The sequence below is a fragment of the Streptomyces sp. NPDC042100 genome (genome assembly GCF_055582325.1).
Window position 1 is genome coordinate 205,004 of the sequence record NZ_JBVJDK010000003.1, and the last position, 24,404, is coordinate 229,407.

A 24,404-nucleotide genomic window follows, 5' to 3' on the forward strand; every position below is an offset into this window, starting at 1 on the left:
CCCGGCGCGCGCGAGCTGCCCTCGGGCCGAACGGCCCGAGGGGTCCGGGGAGCAAGTCCCCTCCGAACCGGGCCGTCCCGCCGGAGATCACGACGATCGCCGCTGGTCGGCGGCGCGCCGCAGACGGTGCCATGGAGAGAGGTCCGTCAGCCAGGAGGATTTCGTGCCCGTCGCAACCGCCGTGTCCGAAGAGAAGAGGGGTTTCTGCACCCTCTGCAAGTCGCGCTGCGGTGCGATCTTCACGATCGAGGGCGGCCGGCTGACCGGCGTGCGGCCCGACCCCGGTCATCCGACCGGCACCGCGATGTGTCCCAAGGGCCGCTCGGCCCCCGAGATCGCGCACAGCACGCGCCGGCTGACCACCCCGCTGCGCCGGACCAACCCCAAGTCCGACCCGGACCCGGGCTGGGTCCCCGTCTCCTGGGACGAGGCGATGGAGGAGATCGCCGCGAAGCTTCGGGCGATCGCCGCCGAAAGCGGCCCCGAAGCGGTGGCCTTCGCGGTGGCCACACCCTCGGGGACGATGGTGTCGGACGCCACCGAGTGGATCGAGCGATTCGTCCGCTCCTTCGGCAGCCCGAACACGGTCTACAGCGCGGAGATCTGCAACTGGCACAAGGACTTCGCGCACGCCTTCACCTTCGGCTCGCCGATCCCGCCGCCGGACTACGCCAAGGCCGGTCTGGCCCTGCTGTGGGGCTTCAACCCGGCCAAGACGTGGCTCGCCCAGTCCGCCGCCCTCTCGGCCGCCCAGGCGAGCGGCACGAAGCTCGCCGTCGTGGACCCGCGCCGCTCCACCAGCGCGCTACGGGCCGACCACTGGCTGCGGGTGCGGCCCGGCACCGACGCGGCTCTCGCCCTGGGCCTCGCCCGCCTCCTGATCGCCGACGAGGGGTACGACGAGGCGTTCGTCCGGGCCTGGACCAACGCGCCCCTCCTCGTCCGCGCCGACTCCGGCCGGTTCCTGCGCGCGCGGGAACTCCCCGGCGCCGAAGAACGGTGCCCGGGCTTCGTGGTTCTCGACGAGGAGACCGGCCGGCCCGAGCCGTACGACACCGCGCGTGCCGCTGTCCGCCCGGAGCGCTTCGCGCTGCGCGGAACCCGGACCGTCACCCTGCGCGACGGTACCGCGGTCGCCTGCGCGCCCGCCTTCGAGCACTACGCCGCCGCCTGCGCGCCCTGGACCCCGGAGCGGGTCGCGGCCACCACGTGGATCCCCGAGCGGGAGATACGTGAACTGGCCGCCGAGATCGCGGCCGCCCCCTCGGTCACCTACTACGGGTGGACCGGGGTCGGGCAGAGCGCGAACGCCGCGCAGACCGAGCGGGCCCTGGCCACCCTGTACGCGCTGACCGGCTCCTACGACGCCCCCGGCGGCAACCACGTCGTCCCCGCCCCCGCCTACAACCCGGCGACCTCCTTCGCCCAGCTCGCCCCCGGACAACGCGCCAAGGCCCTCGGGCTCGACAAGCATCCGCTGGGCCCGCCCGCGTTCGGCTACATCAACTCCGGCGACCTGTGCACCGCCATCGAGACCGGCCGCCCCTACCCGGTACGCGCCCTCGTCGGCTTCGGGTCGAACCTCGTCGTCGCCCAGCCCGACTCCGACCGCACGGCACGGGCCCTGGGCACCCTGGACTTCCAGGTCCACCTCGACCTCTTCCACAACCCCACCAGCGGCACCGCCGACATCGTCCTGCCGGTCAACAGCGCCTACGAGCACGAGGCCCTGCGCTTCGGCTTCGAAGTCAGCCACCGGGCCCAGGAACAGGTCCAGCTCCGGCCCCGGATGGTCGCACCACAGGGCGAGTCCCGCAGCGACACCGAGTTCGTCTTCGACCTCGCCCGCCGGCTCGGCATGGGCGCCGACTTCTTCGACGGGGACATCGAGGCCGCCTGGAACTGGCAGCTCGAACCCCTCGGCCTGACCGTCGAGGAACTGCGCCGACGCCCGGGCGGCGTCCGGGTGCCCCGCGAGGACACCTACCGCAAGTACGCCGCCGCCACAGCGGACGACGACGGCGCCGGAACTCCCGTGACGGGCTTCGCGACGCCGACCCGACGCGTCGAGCTGTACTCCGAGCGGCTGCTGGAACACGGGTACCCGGCGGTGCCCGAGCACCACGACCCGGCACCCACGGACGCCGCCTACCCCCTCGTGCTGACCTGCGCCAAGCACGGCTACTTCGTCCACAGCCAGCAGCGCTCCCTCACCTCACTGCGCCGCCGGGCCGCCGACCCCTCGGTGGACCTGCACCCACGGACCGCCGCCGCCCACGGCATCGGCGAGGGCCAGTGGCTGGAGCTCACCACGCGCCTGGGCTCTATCCGGCTGCGCGCCCGCTTCGACGACTCCCTGCACCCCTCCGTCGTCGTCGGCGAATACGGCTGGTGGCAGGAGGCCACCGACCTCGCCCTGCCGGGCGCCGACCCGCTCACCACCGCGGGCAGCAACTTCAACCGGCTCGTCGACCACGCCGACACCGACCCGCTCAGCGGCTCCGCCCCGCTGCGCTCCGCGGCCTGCCGGATCGCTCCGCTGCCCGGCGACGGCACCTGGCGGGGGACCCGCCCCTTCACCGTGACGGCCCTCACCGAGGTGAGCCCCGGTGTACGTGGGCTGCGGCTCGCCCCCGAGGACGGCGGTGCGCTGCCGGACTACCGGCCCGGCCAGCACCTGACGGTGCGCGCGGAACACCCCGACGGCACCCTCCAGGACCCCGCCGACGGACGCGGCTACTCACTGACCGGCCCGGCGCTGGCGAGCGGACGCACCGACTACGGACTCGCGGTGCGCCACATCCCCGGCGGCGCCTTCTCCACGCGCGTCCACGAGGAGCTCCGCGTCGGCGACCGGCTGCACCTGACGAACCCGGGAGGCGTCTTCGCCATCCCGACGCACACCGACAGCCCGGTGGTGCTGCTGGCGGGCGGCATCGGCATCACCCCGTTCCTGAGCTACCTGGAGACGCTCGCCGCGACCGGCGGTACCGTCCCCGAGGTCGTCCTGCACCACGGCAACAACCACGCGGCCGACCACCCCTTCCGGGACCGGCTGCGCGCACTGGCCACCCGCGTACCCGTGCTGAGGATCGTCGACCACTACGCGGCGCCGCGTGCCGGCGAGGTCGCCGGCCGCGACTTCGACCACACCGGGTTCATCACCGCCGACAGCGTCGACCCGGGGCTCCTCCGGCGGCGGGCCCGCTTCTACATGTGCGGCCCGCAGCCCATGATGGACGCCCTCACCAGCGCCCTGATCGCGCGCGGGGTGCCGCGCTTCGAGGTGTTCAGCGAGAAGTTCCGCCCGGCCCGCCGGGAGGTGAGCGTTCCCGACGACGCCGCCTACACCGTCACCTTCGCCCGCTCGGGGCGCAGCGCCACGTGGCGCAAGAACGACGGCCCGCTCCTCGCCCTCGGCGAAGCGGCCGGCGTGGCCATGCCGAGCGGCTGCCGGGTCGGCCAGTGCGAGAGCTGTGCGTGCACCGTGCTCAAGGGCACGGCCGCGCACCTGGTGTCCCCTCCCGAGGACCTGCCCGACACCGAGGTCCTGACCTGCCAGTCCCTGCCCACGTCCGACCTGGTCCTCGACCTGTGAGCGGACCTGAGCACACCCGCGACGACGATCGGCCGGCCCAGGAGACACGCCCTAGTCGTTGACCGCCGTAAGGAGTACGACCGCGTCCTCCAGGGCCGTGAGACCGTGCCGTTCCTTCGGGATCATCTGGAGCCCGCCGGCCGCCAGTCGTTCCGCGCGGCCCGAGGCGGTCAGCTCCACACGGCCGCGCAGGACCTGGAGGGTCGCCGCGGGCGGGGCGTTGTGCTCGTCGAGGGAGGTGCCCCCGGTCAGGGCGATCACGCTCTGGCGCAGTACTCCGTCGTGCACCACCAGATGGGCGCTGCGGCCGTGCGGCGCGGTGCGCGCCTTGGCCAGGTGCTCGTCGGCGAGGGCGCCCAGGTCGAGGGCGGCGGGTTGCTGCATCGTGTCTCCCTGAGAGGGGCGCGGACCGGTACCCCCAGCCTTCCCTGTGGCGGGCGCGGCGCAAGTCGGGAGGGACGGGACGCGACGCCACGAGGCCGCGCACACGCCCAGCGCAGCGAACGCCGCCGCGCCGAGGACCGTCGCCCGCCAGCCGTACGCCCCGTACAGCCACGCCGCCGCCAGCGAACCGAGCGCACCGCCGCCGAACGTCGCCAGCATGAAGACCGTGTTGACCCGGGCGGCCACCTCCCGCCCCAGGCCCAGCACCCGCGCCTGGTTCGCCACCTGGCAGGAACTCGTGCCCAGGACGACGAGACCCGCACCGGCCACCAGCGCCACCGGAGCGCACGGCGCGAGGCCCGCGACGGCGAGCCCGAGCCCCACACAGCCGAGCGCCCAGCGGCCCACCCGGCCCGCACCGAAACGGTCGGTGAGCGGGCCCGCGCACGCCGACGCCAGCGCGGCCGGCACGGTCAGCAGCCCGAACAGCCCCGCCGCCCCCGGCCCGTACCCGAGCGGCGGCGCCGCCAGATGGAACACGAGCGCCGCCCAGAAGACGCTGTACGCGGCGAACACGCACGCCCCGACCAGCGCCGAGACCCGCAGCGCCCGGTGGACACCGAGCAGCCGGGGCAGCCCGGCGAGCATCCGCCCGTACGGCACCCGGCGCGCGCCCGGCGTGCCGAGGCGCTCCGGCAGCGCGCGCGGCAGCACGCACAGCAGCCCCGCCGTCGCGACCGAGGCCACCAGGTACGCCGCACGCCAGCTGCCGCTCGCGTCGGACACGGCGCCCGAGACCGTACGGGACAGGGTGGAGCCGAGCGTCAGCCCGAGGCCGATCAGGCCGACCACCCGGCCGCGCCGCTCGGGCCCCGCCAGGACGGCCGCCACCGGGGTGAGGATCTGCGGCAGTACCGTGGTCGTCGACAGGGCGAGGGTCGCCAGGAGCAGCGTGAGGACGTTGGGCGCGGCGGCAGCCGCGAGCAGAGCGGCGCTGGTCAGGGCGAGCAGGACGCGGGTCAGGCGGCGCAGCCGCGCGGTGTCCGCGAGCGGCACGAGCAGCAGGATGCCCAGCGCGTACCCGAGCTGCGCCGTGGTGGCGAGCAGCCCCGCCACCCGGCCGGAGACGCCGAGACCCTGGGCGACGGCGGCGAGCAGCGGCTGAGGGAAGTAGAGATTGGCGACCGTCACGGCCCCGGCGACGGCCAGGACCGGCACGTTCAGGGAGGGGGCGGGAGAGCCGAGGGCGGCGGGAGGAACGGGAGACGCGGGGGGCGTCGTTCGAGGGCTCGCGGAGAGGGCTGTCACGCCCTTCAGGCTTCCGTCCGGGCCCGCGTCCATCAAGGTGCGACAATGCAACCGGCGTTGAGCAGGGCTAAACGAAGGGAGGTCGTCCGGTGCTCGAACGACATGAACTGGAGGCATTCCTGACCCTGGGCGACGAGCTGCACTTCGGGCGCACCGCCGCACTCCTCGGCGTGTCCACCGGCCGGATCAGCCAGACGATCAAGAAGCTGGAGCGCCGCGTCGGCACCCCGCTGTTCGCCCGCACCAGCCGCAGCGTCCGCTTCACCCCGGTCGGCCGCCGCCTCCACGAGGAACTCCGCCCGGCCCACCGGCAGATCCTCGCCGCCCTCGAACACGCCACGGCAGCCGGGCGCGGCATGCTCGGCACCCTGCGCGTCGGCTTCGCCTCCCCCTGGGGCGCCGCTCTGCTCACGGCCGCCGCCGATGCCTTCCTCGCCCGCCACCCCGGCTGCGGGATCACCCTCCGGGAGATCCCCCTCGACGCGGGCACCCGTCCCGTCGAGGACGGCGAACTCGACGTCCAGTACGCCACGCTCCCGGTCGCCGCCCCCGGACTCACCGGCGGGCCGGTCCTGATCCGCGAGGACCGGGTGCTGCTGGTGCCCGCCGCTCACCCGCTCGCCCGCCGCGCGTCCGTGGGCCTGGAGGACCTCGCCGGCCAGACCCTCGTGACCAGCGGCGCGGGCATGCCCCGTGCCTGGCGCGACGCCCACTACCCGACCGTCACCCCGTCCGGCGCGCCCGTCGGCCACGGCCCGGCGGCGGCCACCTGGGAGGAGGTGCTGTCTCTGGTCGGCGCGGGCCGGGGCGTCTCCCCGGGCGCGGCGCGCGGCGCCCGCTACCACCCGCGCCCGGGCATCGCGTACGTCCCGTTCCACGACGCGCCGCCGCTGGAGTACGGCCTGGTCTGGCCGAAGGCGGGGGAGTCCGCCCTGGTCAGGGCCTTCGCCGAGACGGCGGTGCGGTGCGGACGGGGGCTCCCCGCGTAGCGTCACGGGCCGAGGACGGCGGCGGGCGGGGTCCATCGCCGGGAGCGCGGGACCGAGGAGGAGACCCCGAAGTCGGCCTTCAGGTGCTCGGGGATGGCGTAGTGCATGACGCGGCCCCGGGTGAGCGAGGACAGCTCGAAGACCGTGGTGAGGTGCCCGATCCGGTCCAGCGCCCAGGCGCCGAGCGGGGAACGGTCCTCGATGGTCTCCAGGACGCCCAGCAGGTGCGGCACGGCCTTGACCACGGTGTCCCAGGGCGTGCGCGGGACATCGAGCCAGTCGGCGGACGTGTCGCCGACGAGGAAGCGGATGAGAGCGGAGACGACCGGGTCGAAGAAGGTGCCGGGCACGACCTCCTCGTACAGGTCGATGAGCTGCCGGGTCAGCAGCGCGCCCTCCTCGGACGGACCCATGTACCGGATCATGTACCGGTCCAGGAACTCCCGGGCCTCGGCCAGGTTCTGCGGCACGGCGTCCTGGTCGACCCCGAGGATCGCGCCGACCACCTTCCAGGCGTAGTAGTAGGCCTCCGCACCCTCCGTGGACATGTGGACGCCGAGCCGGTGCAGGCTGTCGAGGACGAGGATCGAGAAGAACATCTGCCCGCCGATCATGTCCTCCTGACAGATCGGCACCCCCAGCGCCTCGGTGTCCCAGCGGTTCTCGCGGATCAGATGATGGCGGATGGAGGCGTGCAGCAGCCGCACCTTCTGGGCGGCCGGGATGAACCGCCCGCCGGCCTCGAACGCGTCGGGCCGCATCAGGTGGACGGTGAACTGACCGGTCTCCGCCATCCGCTTCGACGGGTACTTCAGCCCATGGGTCGTCGACAGCAGCTTCGCCACGTGCGGCACGAGATAGCAGGCGGGCATCGAGGCGAACGACAGCGCCGTGGTGATGTGCACGTCGTTGTCGATGAAGAACAGCCGCGCCTTCTCCATCTCCTCCCAGTCCACCCAGGCCGGTGCCGCGCTCGTGACGTGCAGGTACTCGCGCGCCACCTCGGGCAGCCCGTCCGGCAGCGGCGCCCCGGCGACGGAGACGTACCGCATCAGGGTGTTGAACGTGCCCACCTCGCCGCGTTCGAAGAGCGTGGCGACGGTGGCGTCGGCGAGTTCGTCGCCGACCCGGCGCAGGGCGTCGTGCGACGCGTCGGTGGAGGGCATACGGGGGCTCCTTCGGGCTGCGGGGAGGGCGGGGGAGACGGAGGCGGGGACGGGGCGGGGAGCGGACGGGCGGCGGCTCAGGACGGCCGGATCGCGGCCGAGTGGGCCAGCGCGGTGAGCGCGGCGGCGCTCGCCGGGGGTACGTCGAGCGCGTCGAGCGCGCCCAGCGCCTCGTCGACCCGGGCGGCGATCATCTCCTCGACCCGGTCGGGCGCCTTCAGCCGCAGCATGAGCGCGCGGACCTCGGCCAGGGCGCCGGGCCCGGCCCCCGGGCCGTCGGGCCCGAGGAGGGTGCGCAGCCGGTCGCGTTCGCCGGGTCCGGCGAGCCGCCAGGTCTCCGCGAGCAGGGCCGTGGGGCGGTGGCCGCGCAGGTCGTCGCCGTTGGACTTGCCGGTGCGGGCGGGGTCGCCGAACAGGCCGAGGAGGTCGTCCCGCAGCTGGAACGCCTCGCCCAGCGGCAGCCCGTACGCCGCGTAGCCCTCGCCGAGGAGCCGTCCGGCGCCCGCCAGGGCGCCGCCGATCAGCAGGGGCTGCTCCACGGTGTACTTGGCCGTCTTGTAGCGGATGACCTTCAGCGAGGCCTCCGTGTCGGGGACGGCGCCCGTGTGCAGGATCTCCAGGCATTCGCCCGCGACCAGGTCCCGGGCGAGCAGGGCCCACAGCGGGCGGGCCCGCCCGAGGTAGGCGGCGGGCAGGCCGCTGGTGACGAACAGCTGGCCGGCCAGCGACATCAGCAGGTCGCCCAGGAGCATGGCGAGGGAGCGGGCGGCGCCGTCGGCCGCCGGGTGGTGCGGCACGGCGGTGCGCAGCGCCAGGTGCGCGGTGGGCCGGCCGTGCCGCAGGGGGCTGTCGTCGACGAGGTCGTCGTGGACGACGGCCGCCGCGTGGACCAGCTCCAGGGCGGCGGCGGCCCGGACGAGGGCCTCGCTGTCGGGCTGTCCTGCGGCGCGCCAGCCCCAGTAGCAGAACGCCGCCCGCAGCCGCTTGCCCTCGGCGGTGGCCGTCTCCAACTGGACGGCCACCGGCGCGAGGGCGGGGTCGACCGCCGCCAGCAGGTCGGCCTCCTCGGCGACGAACCGGTGCAGGGCCGTGTCCACGCGGGCCTTGAACGCGACCGGGTCCCACGCCTCAGACATCGTCGGCGTCCCGGCGGGCCACCACGTGCCGGGCGAGCACCTCCAGGTGCGGGGGCGGCGCGGCGGCGTAGCGGTCCAGGGCGAGGCGCCCGCGCGCCAGCAGCTCCCGCTCGGCGTCCGAGGCCAGTTCGGCCGAGTCCGAGCGGCGCAGCAGGCCCCGGACCGTGCCGAACGCCGAGCCCAGTGTGCCGATCGCCAGATCGGCGAGTCCCGCCACCAGCAACAGGGCCTGGTCGTCCAGGCCCTCTCGGTGTCCCGCGTCCCGTGTCATGCGCGCCCTCCCACTCTCGGGTCCGTCCGCCCCAGAGTGGCGGGGCGGCGGCGCGGGAGGGCGGTGGAACTCACGAAAGGGTGACGCGGATTCCGGTCGTCGTCCGGGGCGTCATCCGGCCGTGAGCCCACCGGTGAGGTGGTCGTACGCCATGTGCGCGTGCAGCCGGACGCCGGTCGTCAGGGTGGTGTCGTCGGCGTAGAAGCGAGGGTTGTGGTTGGTGGCGAGGCCGCGGCCGCCGGGCGCGGGGACCGGCAGCCCGGCGGCGTCCAGGGTCGTGTCCTGCACGCCGAGCGTCACGTAGAGCCCGCCGAAGCGGTTCAGGAACTCGGACACGTCGTCGTAGCCGAGCGTCCCGGCGGTCTCCACGACGCGCTCGGGGCCGGCCACCCGGCGCAGCGTCGGCAGGGCGGCGGTCACCCACTCCCGCGTGTTGTGCACGGGCGGCACGGGCTGGAGGTAGTCGACGGCCGCCGTGGCGCCGTACGCCTCCGCGGTGTGCGTGGCGAGCGTCGTCAGCCGCCGCTGGACCTCCGCCATGTCCGACTCGACCGCGCAGCGGACGGTGCCCCACAGGGTGACGGTCTGGCCGATGATGTTGAACCGTCCGACGTCCTCGACGTGCCCGATGGTGACGGTGACCGCGTCGAACGCGGAGACCTGGCGGTAGATCTGCCCGATCCCCGTCATGATGCCGCCGGCCGCCGGCATCGGGTCGACGCCCTGCCACGGCGTCGAGCCGTGCACCTGCCGGCCGGTGACGACGATCCGTACGAGCGTGGACGCCGCGTACTGGTTGCCGGCCAGGTAGCCCACGTACCCCTTGGGAAACGGGGTCACATGCATCCCGAACACCATCGTCGGCACCGGATCCGCGCAGGCGCCCGCCGCGAGCATCGCCCGCGCCCCGCCCTCCTCGGTGACCGGCGGCCCCTCCTCGGCGGGCTGGAAGACGAACAGCACGGTGCCCGGGAGCCGGTCGCGGGCACCGGCGAGGACGGTCGCCGCGCCCATCAGCATCGCGGTGTGGCAGTCGTGCCCACAGGCGTGCGAGACGGGGAAGGGCCCGCCCGGATAGGCGGCGTCGACGACCTCGGAGGCGAACTCCTCGCCGCACAGGTCCTTCACCGGCAAGGCGTCGATGTCGGCCCGCAGCGCCACCGTGCGCGGGCCCGGCCGCCCGCCGCGCAGCACCCCGACCACACCGTGGCCCGCGATGCCGGTCCGCACCTCGTCGAGACCGAGCCCCCGCAGGTGCTCGGCGACGAACCGGGCCGTCTCCACCTCCCGGTTGGACAGCTCGGGATGCCGGTGCAGGTGCCGGCGCCAGCCGACCACCTGCCCCGACACCTTCTCCGCGGCGCGGTCCAGATCCGCGTGGACCGCGTCGTCAGGCGCCTCCGCGCCTTTCGTCGCGTCCGTCACTTCCGAGCTCACGGGGTCCTCCGTCGCGCCGGGGGATGGTCGGGGGCGTGCGGCACCAGACTGCCACGCCTCCGGTCCCGCCGCCCGGGGGCCGGTCAGGCCGGCGGGTACCCGGGCGCGCCCCGCTCGATGATCGCCGCCGTGTCCAGGCCCGCCGGGAGGGTGCCGAAGGCGACGCCCCAGTCGCCGTCGAGGCGGGAGGCGCAGAAGGCGTCGGCGACGGCCGGGTGCCCGTGGCGGACCAGGAGCGAGCCCTGGAGCACCAGGGCGAGGCGCTCGACGGTCCGGCGGGCGCGGTACTGGAGTGTGTCCGGGTCGCCCAGCTCCGCGAGGTCCTTGCGGAGCCGGGCCGTGGCCGCGTCGAGCCGACGGTCGGCGCCGGCCGCCCGGTCGACCTCCGCGAAGAAGGCCTGGACGGCCTCGGGCTGGCGGGCCATCGCGCGCAGCACGTCGAGCGCGGCCACGTTGCCGGAGCCCTCCCAGATGGAGGGGAGGGGCGACTCCCGGTAGAGCCGGGGCAGCCCCGAGTCCTCGACGTAGCCGTTGCCGCCCAGGCACTCCAGGGCCTCGGCCGCGTGCGCGGGGGCCCGCTTGCACACCCAGTACTTGGTGACGGCGAGCCCGAGGCGGCGCAGCTGCTCCTCCTCGGCGTCCCCGGCCGCCGCCCGGTCCACCGCGCCCGCGAGGCGCAGCGCGGCGACCGTCGCGGCCTCCGCCTCGACGGCGAGGTCGGCGAGGACGTTGGTCATCAGCGGCTGGTCGACGAGCCGCGCCCCGAACGCGCTGCGGTGCGTGGCGTGGTGCACGGCCTGCACCAGACCCTGCCGCATCCCGGAGGCCGAGCTGACGGCGCAGTCGAGCCGGGTCATGTTCACCATCCGGATGATGGTGGCGACCCCACGGCCCTCCTCGCCGACGAGCTGCCCGAGGGCTCCCTCGTACTCGATCTCGCTGGAGGCGTTGGAGCGGTTGCCCAGCTTGTCCTTGAGCCGCTGGAGCCGGATCGCGTTCCGGGAGCCGTCCGGCAGCACGCGCGGCACGAGGAAGCAGGACAGCCCGCCCGGCGCCTGCGCCAGGGTCAGGAAGACGTCCGACATCGGCGCCGAGGTGAACCACTTGTGCCCGGTCAGCGCGTACGTCCCCGGCTCGCCCGTCGGTACCGCGCGGGTGGTGTTGGCGCGGACGTCGGAGCCGCCCTGCTTCTCGGTCATCGACATCCCGGCGATGATCCCGCGCTTCTCGGTGGGCACCCGCAGCCCGAAGTCGTACGCGGGCGAGGTCAGCAGCGGCTCGTAGACCGAGGCGAGCTCCGGCGCGGCGCGCAGCGCGGGCACCGCCGCGTACGTCATGGAGACCGGGCACAGGTGCCCCGGGTCGGCCTGCCCCCACACGAACACCTTCGCGGCGCGCGCCACGTGCGCGCCCGGCCGGGGGTCGGCCCAGGGGGCGCCGTGCAGTCCGTGCTGGACGGCCACGTTCATCAGCTCGTGCCAGTACGGGTGGAACTCGACCTCGTCGATCCGGTGCCCGTACCGGTCGTGGGTGTGCAGCACGGGGGAGTGCCGCTCGGCCAGCCGCCCCCACTCCTGCGCCTGCTGCCCGCCCGCCATCACGCCCAGCTCCCGGACGTCGGTCTCCGCCCAGGCGGCGCCCTCCCGCCGCAGCGCCTCCAGGAGCGCGGGGTCGGCGGAGACGTCGTAACCGGTCAGCGGCGGGGCTTGGTTGGTGACCTCATGCGTGACGGGCATCGGGAGCTCCCAGGGCTCGGAGGGTGAAGGTGACCAGGGCGGGTACGGTGCCGGGTCCGACGGGCTCCGCGCCGTCGTCGTCGGCGGAGGGGCCGGTCAGCGGGCCGATGAGCGCCTCGGCGCCCGCGCCCACGAGTGCCGAGGCGGTCAGCCGGGCGTCCTGGGGCGGGAGTTCGCCGCTCTCGACGCCCGTGGCGATCACCGCGGCGAAGACGTCGCGGAAGGCGCGCCGGAACACCAGCCGCTCGGCGTCGACGGCAGGGTCGACCGGCTCGGCGAGCAGGGCGTAGGCGAGCCGGGGCGCCTTCAGGGCGCGGCCCGCGAAGGTCTCGATGACGGCGACGACGCGGTCGGCGGCGGTGCGGTGCGCGCCCAGCGCGGCGGCCGCGGAGACGGCGGCGACCTCCCGGCCCACGACGGTGCGGAACAGCTCTACGGAGAGTGCGGCCTTGCTGGGGAAGTGGCGGTACACGCTGCCGGTGGCGATGCCCGCCCGCGCGGCGACGGCGGCCATGGTGCACCCGGCGTACCCGTGCTCGGCGAGCAGGCCGAGGCCCGCCTCGACCACGGTGGCGCGCTGGGCGTCGAGCCGGGCCTGGACCGCCGGTGTGCGTCGGTAGGGCATGGAAGGAGTGAAGCAGTGATTCACTGCTTCAGCAAGGAACCGCCGGGCGTCCGGTCCCCGGACCCGGCCCCGGCCCCGGAACGGGAAAGGGACATGCCCGCGGCCTGGAAGGCGCACGGGCATGTCCCCGGGTTCGGTTCGGCACAGCCGGTAGGCCGGTAGGCCGGTCGTTCGGCGGTCGGCCGGGTGGCCTCAGCCCGTGAAGATCTCCACGAGGGACCAGATCGCGAGGCCGGCCATGCACAGACCGCCGATGCGCTGCACGGTCTTGAGCGGGACGCGCTTCGCGATGAAGCGGCCCGCGACGAGCGCGAGCGCCGAGACGCTCATCAGGGCGGCGGCGGAGCCGATCGCGGTGGACCAGGTGCCGTTGGTGGCGGCGAGGTTCGCGGTGGTGATCTGGGTCAGGTCGCCCCACTCGCTGATGAAGACGGCCATGAAGGCGGTCGAGTAGACGGGCCAGAAGCCGGTCACGGTCTTGCCGCCGGCGTCCTCCTCGTCCTCGTCGCCCCCGCCGCGCAGCAGCATGAACGCGCCGAACGCGAACAGCAGGGCCGAGACGAGCTTGACGCTCCAGTCGGGCAGGAGCCCGAGCAGACTGCCGGCGCCCACGGCGATGGCCACATGGACGATGAAGGCGGTCGAGGTGCCGAACCACACGTACAGCGGACGCATCCGCGTGCCCATCGCGAGCGACGCGAACATCGTCTTGTCGGGAAGCTCGGCGAGGAAGATCAGCCCGAAGGCGGTGATGATCGCCAAGGGGTCGAGGTGCATACCGGGAGCTCTCTGCTCGGACCGGGCCCGGGCCGACACGGCGCCTGGGCTGGCGACGGGAGGACCACTCGGCCCGGCATGACGAACCACGCCCACTTCTGCGGACGTGGCGATGATGCCTGGCCGAAGGTCTCGCCCGTCCGCGCTTCCGCACGGACCCGGTCACCGGGAACCCGGGGGTTCCAGTGTGTCGACGACCGGTTCGCAGGGCTACTCCCCTTCGCTGACACCAGTGTAACGGACGGCTCCGCGAGGGCGGGGGCAGGGGCGGGGCAGGGTTTGACGACGGGAGGTGCCGGGAGGTGCCGGGGGATCGGGCGAGGGAGAAGACAGGGAGTGGACGGGGCGCCGGCAAGGGGGCAGACGGCAAGGGGGCAGACGGCAAGGGGGCAGACGGGGAGTAGACAGTGTCTACGTTGATCGACTAGAACGGTCGCCATGACCCCCATGCCCCATGAATCCGCGCTCCCCGAGCCCGCCCCCACCTCCACCCCCGCTCCCGCCCCCTCCGCGACGCCCCCCGGCACCGGGCTGCGCGAGCGGCTGGTCCGGGCCGGGGTCGCGCTCGTCGACGCGGAGGGCGCGCAGGCGCTGTCGCTGCGCGAGATCGCCCGCCGGGCCGGGGTCTCGCACGGCGCGCCGCGCCGCCACTTCCCGACCCACCTGGACCTGCTCTCGGCCATCGCCCGCGAGGGCTTCCGCGAGCTCGGCGACCGCGCCGCCCGCGCGGAGGAGCGCGCCGAGGCCGAGGGGCGCGGGGACGCCCGAGGGCGGATCGAGGCGGTCGCCCGCTGCTACCTCGACTTCGCGGACGGGCGCGGCGGGATGTACGAGCTGATGTTCCGCCACGACCTGCTGGAGAGCGGCCGGCTCGGGCTGCGCGACACCAGCCTCCCGCTCTTCGCCCGCCTCGGCGCCCTGCTCGCCGAGGCCCGCCCGGGCGCCGACCCGGCCGTCGCCGCCGGGGCGCTCTGGGCCACTCTGCACGGCATCGCCCAGCTCTGGCGCTGGGGCAGCCTGTCGCTGGCGACCGGCGCCGACGACGTGGCCCCGCTGCTCGACGCCGCGCTCGCCGCGCACCTCGGCCCGGCCGGCGGCCCCCGGTGAGCGGCACCGCCGCCCCGGCCCGGACCGCGCCCGCCGCCGGGTCCCGGTCCCGCTTCGCCGCCCTGACCTGCTCCGTCGTCGGCGCCGCCGTCGTCGCGCTGGACGGGACCGTGCTGACCGTCGCCCAGCCCGCCCTCCAGCGCGAGTTCGGGGGCGGCCTCGGCCGGGTCCAGTGGACCAGCACCGGCTATCTGATCGCCGTCGCGGGACTGCTCGTCTTCGCCGGCCGGCTCGGGGACCGCTACGGGCACCGTCGCCTCTTCGCCGTCGGCTGCCTCGGCTTCGCCGCCGCCTCCGCCGGGATCGCCGTCGCCCCCGGGCTGGGCGCCGTGATCGCGCTGCGGGTCGTCCAGGGCGTCGCCGGGGCGCTGCTCCAGCCCGCGACCCTCGGGATGCTCCGGGCCGCCTATCCGCCCGAGCGGCTCGCCATGCCGGTCGCGCTGCGCACCAGCGCCATCGGCCTCGCCGCCGCGGCCGGACCGCTGCTGGGCGGCTGGCTGGTCGACGCGTACGGCTGGCGCGCGGTGTTCCTCATCGGCGTCGCGCCCACGGCGGCCCTCGCCCCGCTCGGCCTGGCCGTCGCCGAGCGCCGCCCCGCCGCCGACGAGGCGGCCGGGGGCCGTGGCGCGCTCGACCTCCCCGGCGCAGGTCTGCTCGGGCTCGCCCTCGCCTGCCTCGTGCACGGGATCGCCGCCGGATCCCCGGCCGCCCTCGCCGCCGCCGGGCTCGCCGCCCTCCTGCTCGTCCGGCGTGAACGGCGCGCCCCGCACCCCCTGCTGCCGCCGGGGCTGCTGGGACCGGGGCCGGTCGCCGCCGGGCTCGGGGTGCTGCTCGCGGTGTCCGCCGCGCTCTCCGGCACCCTCTTCGCGGCCACCTTCCTCTTCCAGGACGGTCTCGGCCTCGGCCCCCTGGACACCGCGCTGCGGATGCTGCCGCTGGCCCTGTTCCTCATGGCCGGGGCGCCCGCCGGGGCCGTGCTCCAGCGCCGCTACGGGCCCCGGGCCACGGTGCTCGGCGGCATCCTGCTCATGACCCTCGGGGTGCTGCTCCTCGGCCTGCCGGGCGGATCCGGCGGCGCGCTCGCGGCGGGCGTCGGCGCGGCGCTGACCGGCGCCGGTTTCGGGGCCGTGATGGCGACCGCGACCTCCGTCGTCGTGCGCCGCGCGCCGGCCGGGCACGCCGGGGTCGCCGGCGGGCTCCAGCAGACCGCGATGAACACCGGCCCCGTCCTCGGTGTCGCCCTCGCCGCCCTGTTGCCCGGACCCGGCACCACCCTGTCCGTGCCGGCCTGCGTCGCCCTGCTCGCCGTCCCCGCCGCCCTCGCCCTGCCGGGCCCGCGCCGGGACCCGGACACGCCACCGGCACCGTAACGACGGGGTCCGGCCCCGCCCCCTACGTACGATCGGGTCATGCCCACAGGTGGTCACCGCTTCCCCACGCCCAAGGGGACGCGCACCCAGTTCACGATCGGCCTCGCACTGCCGCTGCTCGCCCTCGCGATGGTGGTGGTCCTCGACCTCGCCAGCGCGGAGGGGCAGCACTTCGACCGGCTGCTCGTCATCGGCCCCGCGCTCGCCGCCGTCACCTGGAACGTGCGCGGCACCGTCGCCATCGGCCTGCTCGCCATGGCGCTGCGCCTGGGGCTCGCCCTGGCGCAGGGAGATCCCGCCAAGGACATCCTGGCCGCCGAGGCGGTGCTGGCCGTCGTGATCGCCGCCGCCGTCTGGGTCAGCCGGGTCCGGGCCCGCTACGAGCAGGACATGCGGGAGGTCACCGCCGTCGCCGAGGTCGTCCAGCGGGTGCTGCTGCGCCCGCTGGCCCCCCGGCTCGGCCGCGACGAACTGCACCTGCTGTACGTCGCCGCCGCCGCGAAGGCCCGCATCGGCGGCGACTTCTACGAGGCCGTCCGGGTCCCCGGCGCCGTCCGCGTGATGCTCGGCGACGTCCAGGGCAAGGGCCTCGGCGCCGTCGAGAGCGCCTCCGTGCTGCTCGGCGCCTACCGCGCCGCCGTCACCGACGCGCCCGACCTCCCCGCCCTCGCCGACCGCCTGGAAGAGGGCCTGGAACGCTACGGCGTCTGGGACCCCGAGTCCGACGTCACCGAACGCTTCGCCACCGTGCTGCTCCTGGAACTCCCCGATGACGAGGACGTCGTCCGGCTGGTGAGCTGCGGCCACCCGGCGCCCCTCCTCCAGCACGCCGGGCGGGTCGCGCCCGTCCCGCTCACCGACCCGTCGCTGCCGGTCAACCTGGCCGGACTGCTGCCCTCCCGGCACCGGGTCGAGGTGGTGCCGTTCGGGCCGGGCGACCGGCTGCTGCTCTTCACGGACGGGGTCAGCGAGACCCGGAACCGGGCCGGTGACTTATACCCGCTGGAGGAGCGGCTCGGCGCCTGGGCGGACGAGCCGGGCGACCGGGTCCTGTCGCTGCTCCACCACGACCTCGACACCTACAGCGCGGGCGGCCTCGACGACGACGTGGCCGCGCTGCTCCTGGTCCGCCCGCCGGAACCGGCCGCCGCGCCCGCCGCCCGCTCCGGGACCGTCCGGGGGTAGCGGCCGGGGGCCCCTTTCAAACGTGCGAAACCGGGCGAGCGGTGTCGCCGCCGCCCCGGCGCGGTGTCTCACGCGCCCTTCGTGCGCTCCCTGGTGACACACTCCGCCATGGCCCAGGCTTGCTGACCGTACGTCAGACGTCCGCAATGCGGACGTCCGTACACGGAATCGCAGGACCAGACGAGAGGACCGGGTGCACGTGCCCGAGGAGACCCCCCAGCCCCGCTTCAGCTCCCTCCTCAGCGCCCGCTCCGCGCGGGCCCTCACGGACGCCGACGTCGCCCATGTCGCCGCCCGCGGACTGTGGGCGCCCGACGGGACGGTCGACCCCGACGCCGCCCGGATCGGCCAGTACCTGGCCGCGGCCCTGGAACCCGGCGGGCGCACCGACCTGCTGACCGAGGAGCTCGCCGAGCTCGTCGCGCAGGTGCGGGCCACCGCTCTCCCGCTCGTCACGGCCGTCGAGACCCACGACGGACTCGGGCTCTCCGCCCTCACCCTGCGCCGGCGCGCCCCCGGCCCGCACCCCCTCGTGATCCTCCCGGCCGCCTGGCAGCCCTTCGGCTGGACGCCGTTCATGTACGCGTACCTCACGCTGGCGCTGAAGGGCTACCACGTCCTCGCGTACACCCCCCGAGGGCTCGGCACCCGGGGACTGCCGTCGACCTCGCCGGGGTTCGTCGACCTCGCCGGGCCGAACGACCTGGCCGACGGCCTCGCCGTCCTCGACTACGCCGTGGAGCGCTTCGGCCCCAGCGCCACCGGCTTCCTCGGCGTCTCGTACGGCTCCGCGATCGGCCGGCTCGTCGCCGCCCACGACGCGCGCGCCCGCGCCGTCGTCGCCCTCAGCGCCTGGGGTGACCTGGCCGGCGCCCTGCACGGCAACGGGGTCCGGCATGTGGCCGCCCTCGACGCCCTGCTCGCCCTGGCCGGCGGCCCGGTCGAGGAGAAGTTCGACACACGAAACCGCGCGGCCCTCGCGGAGTTACGGGACGGCACCGACCCCGAGGTCTTCGCCGCCTGGGCCGCGAGGCGCGCCCCGCGGGCCTATCTGGAGCGGGCCAACGCGCTCGGCACGCCGACCCTTCTCTCGCACGCCTGGCACGAGGCCCTCTTCCCGGTCAACCAGGCGGTCGCGGACTTCGAGGCGCTCACCGTGCCCAAGCGGCTCAACCTGTGGATCGGCGACCACCTCGTGCCCGAGGGGCGCGGGCTGCTGGCCCCGCCCGCGCGCTCCGGCGACGTCAACATCCCGATGCAGGAGGCGTACGCCTGGCTCGACCACCACCTCAAGGGCGAGCGCAACGGGGTCGAGCAGTGGCCGGCCGTCAGCAGCCAGGTGATGTTCACGTACCGGACGGTCCCGGTGCGCGACCCCGAGACCGGGCGGCCGACCGGCGAGCACCGGATCGTCGCCCCGGCACTGCGCGAGGGCCGGCCGGGCTGGCGCGAGGTGACCGCGCGGACCGAGCCCTTCGCCCTGACCGGCGGCGGGGCGGGCGGCACGGACGGCGCGCTCGTCGCGGGCGCGGGCGCGGGCGCGGGCGAGGACGCGGTGACCGGGGCGGGCGCGGGCGCGGCGGGCGGCTGGGAGCGGTCCTTCGTCGCGGGCGTGGACACGGCGGCCACGGTCCTGGACCGGATCGTGGAGACCGGGCGCAAGGAGTGGGCCGGCGACCCCAAGATCTACGACACCCGCAAGATCGACCGCGTCCACGCCCTGGTCTGGACGTCGGAGCCGCTCACCGCACCCCGGACAGGCGCCGGGCGCGGCGCGGGGACGGCGGCGCGGCGGATCCGGGGCGTCCCGGTGCTGCGCCTGGCCGTCCGCTCCACGACCGGCTCGGCGAGCCTCTTCGCCCACCTCTTCGACGTGGCCGCGGACGAGACGGCCCGGATCGTCACCCACGAGCCGCTGAACGTGACCAACCTTCGCCCCGGCGAGGTCCGCCGGGTGGAGTGGCGGCTGCAGGCCGCCGCGTACGACCTCGCCGAGGGGCACCGGCTGATGCTGGTGATCGACAGCAGGGACCCGCTGTACCGGGACGTGGCCGCGGTCTGGACGCAGACCGCCGTCGGCGGTCCCGCGGTGCTGGAGCTTCCGCTCGGCTGACGCACGCGGGGGAGGGGCCGGGCGTGCCGCCCGACCCCTCCCCGCCTCCCCTCCCCGGTCCCGCGCCCTGGGTCAGGCGCGGCCGTGGAAGTCGTAGCCGGCGTCGTCGATCGTCGTCGAGATCAGCGTGTCGTCCGGCTCGGCGGCGGTGTTGACGGTGACCAGGCCGGTGGAGATCTCCACGCTCACCGTGTCGACGCCGTCCAGGCCGCGCAGGGCCTCCGAGACGATCGCCTTGCAGTGACCGCTGTTGACACCGGAAACCTTGTACGTGGTGGAGAAAGCGGACATGGGAACCTCCTGAGCGTGTGCGCGTGATACCCCGTGGGGGTATTCCGTTGATCCCTTTGTACCCCCGGGGGGTATCCCGCGCAAGGAGGAGTTCCGGCCGACGGGCTCAGGCCAGGAACGCCGGGCGCCCAGTACGCCGAGCGCACGCGCCTGACGCCGCGAGGCCGCCCTCCGGGCGATCACAGTTCAAGCGATGGCAGGTCTTACGATCTATCCGTGATGGATAAGCCAATGCATTGGACCGTGCGCCACTTCTCACAGGCCAACCCCGCTGGCCCCGGCTGCGACAGTGTTCCGGCGCTCTTGCGGCGGCTCGCGGATTCCATCGAGGCGTTGGGCCCCGCCGAGATCCAGGACGTGGTCATCGCGTCGGAGATGACCGAGCACGGCCCCTGGCGGTCGGGGACCGTGTACTTCCACCTGCCTGAGGATGAGGACTGATTCTGGTCTTCACGAACGGAGCCAGGTGACGAGGGTTGCAGCAGTCGCGGTGCCGAGGAAGGCGTAGCCGCGCTTGTCGTAGCGAGTGGCGACGGCCCGGTGCCGCTTCAAGCGGTTGATCGCCCGCTCGACGGTGTTGCGTTTCTTGTACCGCTCTTCATCGAAGCCAGGTGGCCTCCGCCGCGTGAGCCTTTGCGCAGGCGGGCGGCCTGGCTGTCGGTCTTCTCCGGAATCGTGTGCCGGATGCCCCGGCGCCGCAGATGCTCGCGGCAGGGACCGTTGCTGTAAGCCTTGTCGGCCGCCAGACTGTCCGGCTTCTGGCGGGGTCTGCCCGGCCCTGGCCGCGGCACGCGGATCTTTTCCAGCACTGGCTTGAACTGCGTGCAGTCCGCCCGCTGGCCTGGTGTGGACGATCAGGGACAGCGGGCGGCAGCGGCCGTCCGCGCTCAGGTGGAGCCTGGTGGTGAACCCGCCCCGCGAGCGGCCCAGGCCCTCACCTCCCGCACCACCTCCACCAGGCGGGCGACGAGACTCTGCCACGGCGTCTCGTCCTGGTGTTCCGCCAGTTCGGCCCCTTTTGAGGCGGGAGACGGCGGTGGTTCGGTACGGGCGCCGGCAGCGTGCTGATGTGCCCGCACGATGGTGGAGTCGACCGAGATGTCCCAGTCGATCTCCCCGGCCGCGTCGGCCTCGGCCTGCTGGAGCAGGCGTTCCCAGGTTCCGTCGGCCGACCACAGACGATGGCGTTCATAGACCGTCTTCCACGGGCCGAACCGCTCAGGCAGGTCACGCCACTGAACCCCGGTTCGCACCCGGTGCAGAATCCCGTCGATCACCTGCCGGTGATCACGCCACCTGCCACAACGCCCGTTGCTGACCGGCAGGAACGGCCGCAGCCGTTCCCACTCGGCATCCGTCAGATCACCCCGCCCCATGCCCGCATCAACGACACGACTGCGGAGGAGTCACATGATCGGCCGGACAAGTCCTAGCCGGGCGGCAGCTCCAGGTGCTCCCGCAGTGTCGTCCCGGTGTACGCCGTGCGGTACACCCCGCGCTCCTGGAGCTCCGGGACCAGCAGGTCCACGATGTCGTCCAGGCCGTCGGGGATCAGATACGGCGAGACGTTGAAGCCGTCCAGCGCCCCGTGCCGCACCCAGTGGGCGAAGGTGTCGGCGAGACCGGACGCCGTGCCGACGTGCCCGCGCTGGGGCCCCAGCTCGATCACCGTCTCCCGCAGCGACCAGCCGTTGGCCTCCGCCTTGGCACGCCAGGTGGCCACCACGCCGTGCGGGTCGGCGACCCGCGCCGAGCCGAACGCGCCCGTGTTCTGCTCGACCACCGGGTCCTCGGCGGGCAGCGGGCCGTCGGCGTCGCGCTCCGACAGGTCGATGTTCCACAGCCGGCTCGCCACGGCCAGCGCCGTCGCCGGGGTGACCTGCTCCAGCCGCACCCAGCGGGCCTTCTCCTCCGCCTCCTTCTCGGTCGCGCCGATGACGATCTCGGTGGCCGGCAGGATGCGCAGCGCGTCCTCCGGGCGGCCCGCCGCCCGCAGCCGCCGCCGGATGTCCTCGGCGAAGCCCAGCGCGTCCGCGAAGTCCCGCCCGTGCGCGGAGAAGATGACGTCGGCGTTGCGCGCGGCGAAGTCCCGCCCGGCCGGCGAGTCGCCCGCCTGGAAGATCACCGGATGCCCCTGGGGGCCGCGCGGCAGCGCCGGTACGAGGTCGACGTCGAACTGCGCGCCCGCCGCCCGGACCCGGCCGATCGTGCCGGGCACCGACCAGGCGCGGGCCTCGGCGCTCTCGCTCACCGCGCCCGGTGCCCAGCCGTCCCAGATCGCGCGGGCGACGGCCAGGAACTCCTCGGCGCGCGTGTAGCGGTCGGCGTGGTCGAGGAAGCCGCCGCGCCGGAAGTTGGCGCCGGTCCAGGCGTTGTCGGTGGTGACGACGTTCCAGCCGGCCCGGCCCTGGGAGAGCAGGTCCAGGCTCGCCAGCCGGTGGGCGAGGTCCGCCGGTTCGTTGAAGGTGGTGTTGGAGGTGGAGACCAGGCCGATCCGGTGGGTGACCGCCGCCAGCGCCGCGAGCTGCGCCAGGGAGTCGGGGCGCCCGGCCACGTCCAGGTCGTGGATGTGCCCGTCGGTCTCGCGCAGCCGCAGCCCGTCACCGAGGAAGAAGGCGTCGAACAGGCCGCGTTCGGCGGTCAGGGCGACCTTGCGGAAGGAGCCGGGGTCGATCTGCGAGCCGCTGGCCGGGTCCGACCAGATGGTCCAGTGGTTGACGCCCTGGAAGAAGACGCCGAAGTGCAGTCGGGCGTCGGGACGGGGGACGTCGTACGGGTCGGTGCCGGTCATCGGTTCCCCTCCCGGGTCGTGGTGGAGGCGGGGCCCGCGGTGGCGAAACGGCTCTCGGGCCGGGGCAGTCCGAGGGTGGCGCGCAGGGTGGTGCCGGGCAGCGGGCGGGCGGCGACCCGCCGGGAGAACAGCTCGGGCAGCACCAGCCGGGAGAGCACCGCCAGGTCCTCGTCGAGCACCAGCGGACGCAGCCGCACCCCGTCGACCAGGGCGCTCAACTCCTCCAGGAGATCGGCCAGTCCGCGCGCGGAGCCGGTGTAGCGCAGCCGGCCGGGGTGCCCGGCCCAGGCGGTGGAGCGGTCCAGGTCGGCGAGCCGGTCGGCGGCGGTCTCGCCGGGGGTGTCCAGGGCGACCTCCAGCTCGGCGAACGCGAGGGGCGCGCCCGAGGCGGCGGCCGCCTCGCCGAGCAGCGCCGGGGTGGCGCCGTCGACCAGCGCCACGTCCACGAGACCGGACGGGACGAGACCGGCCGGCGCGAGGACGACGGGGCGGCCCTGCGGCGGGCGCGGCACGATCGCCGGGCCCTTCACGCTGTACGTCTCGCCCTCGAAGTCGATGTAGTGCAGCCGCTCCCGGTCGAGGTAGCGGCTGGTGGCGACGGACCGGATGACGGCGTCGTCCTCCCAGGAGTCCCACAGGTCCCGCGCCACCCGGAGCCCGTCCAGGGCCTCGCGGCGCAGCGCCGCCTCGCCCTCGACCCGGGGCCGGCCCCAGGCGCGGGCGGCCTCGGCGCTCTCCTCCACGCCGAGGACCCAGCCCGCCCGGCCGACCGAGACGTGGTCGAGCGAGGCGATCCTGGTGGAGACGTGGAACGGCTCGGCGTAGGTGGTGGCCAGCACCGGGGCCACGCCGATCACGCTCGTGGACGCGGCGATGAAGGCGGCCCGCTCGACGGCCCCGAGCCGCCCCGCGGGACCGCCGCCCGCGGCGGAGGCGGGCGGCAGGATCGAGTCGTCCAGGGTGACCAGGGTGAACCCGGCGTTCTCGGCGACGGCCGCGACCTTGGCGGTCCGGCGCGGCGTCAGCAGCTCTCCGGGGGCGTGCGCGGCACGGCGCCACGCGGCGGGATGCGCACCGTCACCGTCGATCTCGACGGCCAGGTGCAGGGCAGGGTGAGGCATCGGGGGTCCTTCCGGAACGACACGGCGAACACGACGGCACACCGCCCGGAGCCGAGGACACGGCGATACGGGACGGGGCCGGCCCCGGACGCGCGCGAGGTGCGCGGCGGCGGGGTGGGATTCAGCGGTGCGCGGAAGGACAGATGGCGGAGGCGGTGCGGCAGAAGTCGACATGCCGCCGGCAGCTCAGCAGGGCCCCGGAGCACACGACACCACGCCCGCGACGCGGCGCGGCGAGAGGTGCGGGCACGGGAGCCTCCAGGATCCGAACGGGAACGCCCCACCTTAGGCAGGCGGTGTTCGGGGCTGTCAAGAAGCTTCTGCCAGGCGGACATCGGCCCCGGCCGCACACGGCGGCACGGGGCCGGGAAAGGGGGTGCTCCGGGTCCGCTACGCCCGGTACGGGGTGTTCGCCGCCGCCCAGTCGGCGAGCACCCGGGCGCAGTCGGCGACCGACTCGCGCCAGCTGCGGGCCGCTCCCTCGCCCGCCTCGTCGCTGACGTGCTTGACCAGCCGGACCGGGACGCCCGCCAGCCGCGCCGCGGTCGCCAGCGCGTACCCCTCCATGTCCACCAGCGCCGCCCGCTCGGCGAGCCGCTCCCGCGCGGCCTCGTCCGAGATGAAGGCGTCACCGGTGGCGAGGACCACGTCGCCGCCCGCCGGCAGGGTGAGCGGCGCCCCGTACGTCTCGCCCGTGAGGGTCGCGAGGACGTCGCTGTCGAGGTCGTGCTGGATGACCGTGCCGACGACGTGGGTGCCGGTCCAGCCGGGACGCAGCGCGCCCGCCGTGCCGAGGTTGACCACCTCGGAGGGGAGCGGGCCGCGGGCGAGCACGGTGGCGAGCGCCGTCGCCGCGTTCACCTTGCCTATGCCGGTGAGCAGGACCGGCAGGTCCGTGTCGAGGTACTGCGCCTCCTCCTTGACCGCGAGGACGAGGAGGGGACGGCCGGCGGTGATCTCACCCGAGAGTTCCATGCGCCTCACGCTACCCGGTGCCCG

The 24,404-nt window shown here is 74.9% G+C and carries 19 protein-coding genes and 1 pseudogene; 7 read left to right on the forward strand and 13 right to left on the reverse strand.

Features of this window, described 5'->3' with window-relative positions; all coding sequences use genetic code 11:
- The first annotated feature begins 163 nt into the window (after window positions 1–163).
- Entirely contained in the window at window positions 164–3,598 is a 3,435-nt protein-coding gene (locus tag ACZ6J5_RS08320) for a molybdopterin-dependent oxidoreductase (RefSeq protein ID WP_469388998.1), read from the forward strand.
- Window positions 3,599–3,649: 51 nt separating this feature from the next.
- Here the strand turns inward: ACZ6J5_RS08320 and ACZ6J5_RS08325 are convergent, their stop codons facing one another.
- Window positions 3,650–5,290, reverse strand: a complete 1,641-nt coding sequence (locus tag ACZ6J5_RS08325) for an MFS transporter (RefSeq protein ID WP_469389000.1) — start codon at window positions 5,288–5,290, stop codon at window positions 3,650–3,652.
- Window positions 5,291–5,379: 89 nt separating this feature from the next.
- On the opposite strand from ACZ6J5_RS08325, the gene ACZ6J5_RS08330 reads away from it, so the two are divergent.
- Window positions 5,380–6,279, forward strand: coding sequence for a LysR family transcriptional regulator (locus ACZ6J5_RS08330; protein ID WP_469389002.1), 900 nt, complete (start codon window positions 5,380–5,382; stop codon window positions 6,277–6,279).
- 2 nt (window positions 6,280–6,281) lie between these two features.
- Here the strand turns inward: ACZ6J5_RS08330 and ACZ6J5_RS08335 are convergent, their stop codons facing one another.
- The 7 genes from ACZ6J5_RS08335 to ACZ6J5_RS08365 all read right to left on the reverse strand — a co-directional run bounded on the left by ACZ6J5_RS08335 (window position 6,282) and on the right by ACZ6J5_RS08365 (window position 13,427).
- The gene (locus tag ACZ6J5_RS08335) at window positions 6,282–7,445 is read right to left on the reverse strand and encodes an oxygenase MpaB family protein (RefSeq protein ID WP_469389004.1); all 1,164 of its coding nucleotides are present in this window, start codon (window positions 7,443–7,445) and stop codon (window positions 6,282–6,284) included.
- Window positions 7,446–7,522: 77 nt separating this feature from the next.
- Window positions 7,523–8,581, reverse strand: a complete 1,059-nt coding sequence (locus ACZ6J5_RS08340; protein WP_469389006.1) for a polyprenyl synthetase family protein — start codon at window positions 8,579–8,581, stop codon at window positions 7,523–7,525.
- Entirely contained in the window at window positions 8,574–8,852 is a 279-nt protein-coding gene (locus ACZ6J5_RS08345; protein ID WP_469389008.1) for a polyprenyl synthetase, read from the reverse strand. Before ACZ6J5_RS08345 ends, ACZ6J5_RS08340 begins: the two co-directional genes overlap by 8 nt.
- Before the next feature lie 111 nt (window positions 8,853–8,963).
- A complete protein-coding gene (locus tag ACZ6J5_RS08350; protein ID WP_469389010.1) occupies window positions 8,964–10,289 on the reverse strand; it encodes a M20 metallopeptidase family protein in 1,326 nt (441 codons plus the stop codon).
- A gap of 83 nt (window positions 10,290–10,372) precedes the next feature.
- Window positions 10,373–12,025, reverse strand: coding sequence for an acyl-CoA dehydrogenase family protein (locus tag ACZ6J5_RS08355; protein ID WP_469389012.1), 1,653 nt, complete (start codon window positions 12,023–12,025; stop codon window positions 10,373–10,375).
- Window positions 12,009–12,650, reverse strand: coding sequence for a TetR/AcrR family transcriptional regulator (locus ACZ6J5_RS08360; protein WP_469389014.1), 642 nt, complete (start codon window positions 12,648–12,650; stop codon window positions 12,009–12,011). Before ACZ6J5_RS08360 ends, ACZ6J5_RS08355 begins: the two co-directional genes overlap by 17 nt.
- Before the next feature lie 192 nt (window positions 12,651–12,842).
- A complete protein-coding gene (locus tag ACZ6J5_RS08365) occupies window positions 12,843–13,427 on the reverse strand; it encodes a TMEM165/GDT1 family protein (RefSeq protein WP_469389016.1) in 585 nt (194 codons plus the stop codon).
- A 447-nt stretch (window positions 13,428–13,874) separates the two neighbouring features.
- On the opposite strand from ACZ6J5_RS08365, the gene ACZ6J5_RS08370 reads away from it, so the two are divergent.
- The 4 genes from ACZ6J5_RS08370 (at window position 13,875) to ACZ6J5_RS08385 (ending at window position 19,202) form a co-directional block, all read left to right on the forward strand.
- Window positions 13,875–14,534, forward strand: coding sequence for a TetR/AcrR family transcriptional regulator (locus tag ACZ6J5_RS08370; RefSeq protein WP_469389625.1), 660 nt, complete (start codon window positions 13,875–13,877; stop codon window positions 14,532–14,534).
- Window positions 14,531–15,904: an MFS transporter gene (locus ACZ6J5_RS08375; protein WP_469389019.1), complete on the forward strand. Its 1,374-nt coding sequence runs from the start codon at window positions 14,531–14,533 to the stop codon at window positions 15,902–15,904. The genes ACZ6J5_RS08370 and ACZ6J5_RS08375 overlap by 4 nt, the downstream gene beginning before the upstream one ends.
- Window positions 15,905–15,943: 39 nt before the next feature.
- The gene (locus tag ACZ6J5_RS08380) at window positions 15,944–17,089 is read left to right on the forward strand and encodes a PP2C family protein-serine/threonine phosphatase (RefSeq protein ID WP_469389021.1); all 1,146 of its coding nucleotides are present in this window, start codon (window positions 15,944–15,946) and stop codon (window positions 17,087–17,089) included.
- A 199-nt stretch (window positions 17,090–17,288) separates the two neighbouring features.
- The gene (locus ACZ6J5_RS08385; RefSeq protein WP_469389023.1) at window positions 17,289–19,202 is read left to right on the forward strand and encodes a CocE/NonD family hydrolase C-terminal non-catalytic domain-containing protein; all 1,914 of its coding nucleotides are present in this window, start codon (window positions 17,289–17,291) and stop codon (window positions 19,200–19,202) included.
- 72 nt (window positions 19,203–19,274) lie between these two features.
- On the opposite strand, the gene ACZ6J5_RS08390 is transcribed toward ACZ6J5_RS08385, so the two are convergent.
- The gene (locus tag ACZ6J5_RS08390; RefSeq protein WP_469389025.1) at window positions 19,275–19,493 is read right to left on the reverse strand and encodes a heavy-metal-associated domain-containing protein; all 219 of its coding nucleotides are present in this window, start codon (window positions 19,491–19,493) and stop codon (window positions 19,275–19,277) included.
- 219 nt (window positions 19,494–19,712) lie between these two features.
- Here ACZ6J5_RS08390 and ACZ6J5_RS08395 point away from each other — a divergent pair, with 219 nt between their 5' ends.
- Entirely contained in the window at window positions 19,713–19,934 is a 222-nt protein-coding gene (locus ACZ6J5_RS08395) for a hypothetical protein (RefSeq protein WP_469389627.1), read from the forward strand.
- A gap of 9 nt (window positions 19,935–19,943) precedes the next feature.
- On the opposite strand, the pseudogene ACZ6J5_RS08400 reads toward ACZ6J5_RS08395, so the two are convergent.
- The 4 genes and pseudogenes from ACZ6J5_RS08400 to ACZ6J5_RS08415 all read right to left on the reverse strand — a co-directional run bounded on the left by ACZ6J5_RS08400 (window position 19,944) and on the right by ACZ6J5_RS08415 (window position 24,380).
- Window positions 19,944–20,869, reverse strand: a pseudogene (locus ACZ6J5_RS08400) (IS5 family transposase).
- Window positions 20,870–20,922: 53 nt separating this feature from the next.
- Window positions 20,923–22,284, reverse strand: coding sequence for an NtaA/DmoA family FMN-dependent monooxygenase (locus ACZ6J5_RS08405; protein WP_469389027.1), 1,362 nt, complete (start codon window positions 22,282–22,284; stop codon window positions 20,923–20,925).
- Entirely contained in the window at window positions 22,281–23,405 is a 1,125-nt protein-coding gene (locus ACZ6J5_RS08410) for an LLM class flavin-dependent oxidoreductase (RefSeq protein WP_469389029.1), read from the reverse strand. The genes ACZ6J5_RS08405 and ACZ6J5_RS08410 overlap by 4 nt, the downstream gene beginning before the upstream one ends.
- Before the next feature lie 390 nt (window positions 23,406–23,795).
- Window positions 23,796–24,380, reverse strand: a complete 585-nt coding sequence (locus ACZ6J5_RS08415; RefSeq protein WP_469389031.1) for a nucleosidase — start codon at window positions 24,378–24,380, stop codon at window positions 23,796–23,798.
- Between the last annotated feature and the right edge of the window lie 24 nt (window positions 24,381–24,404).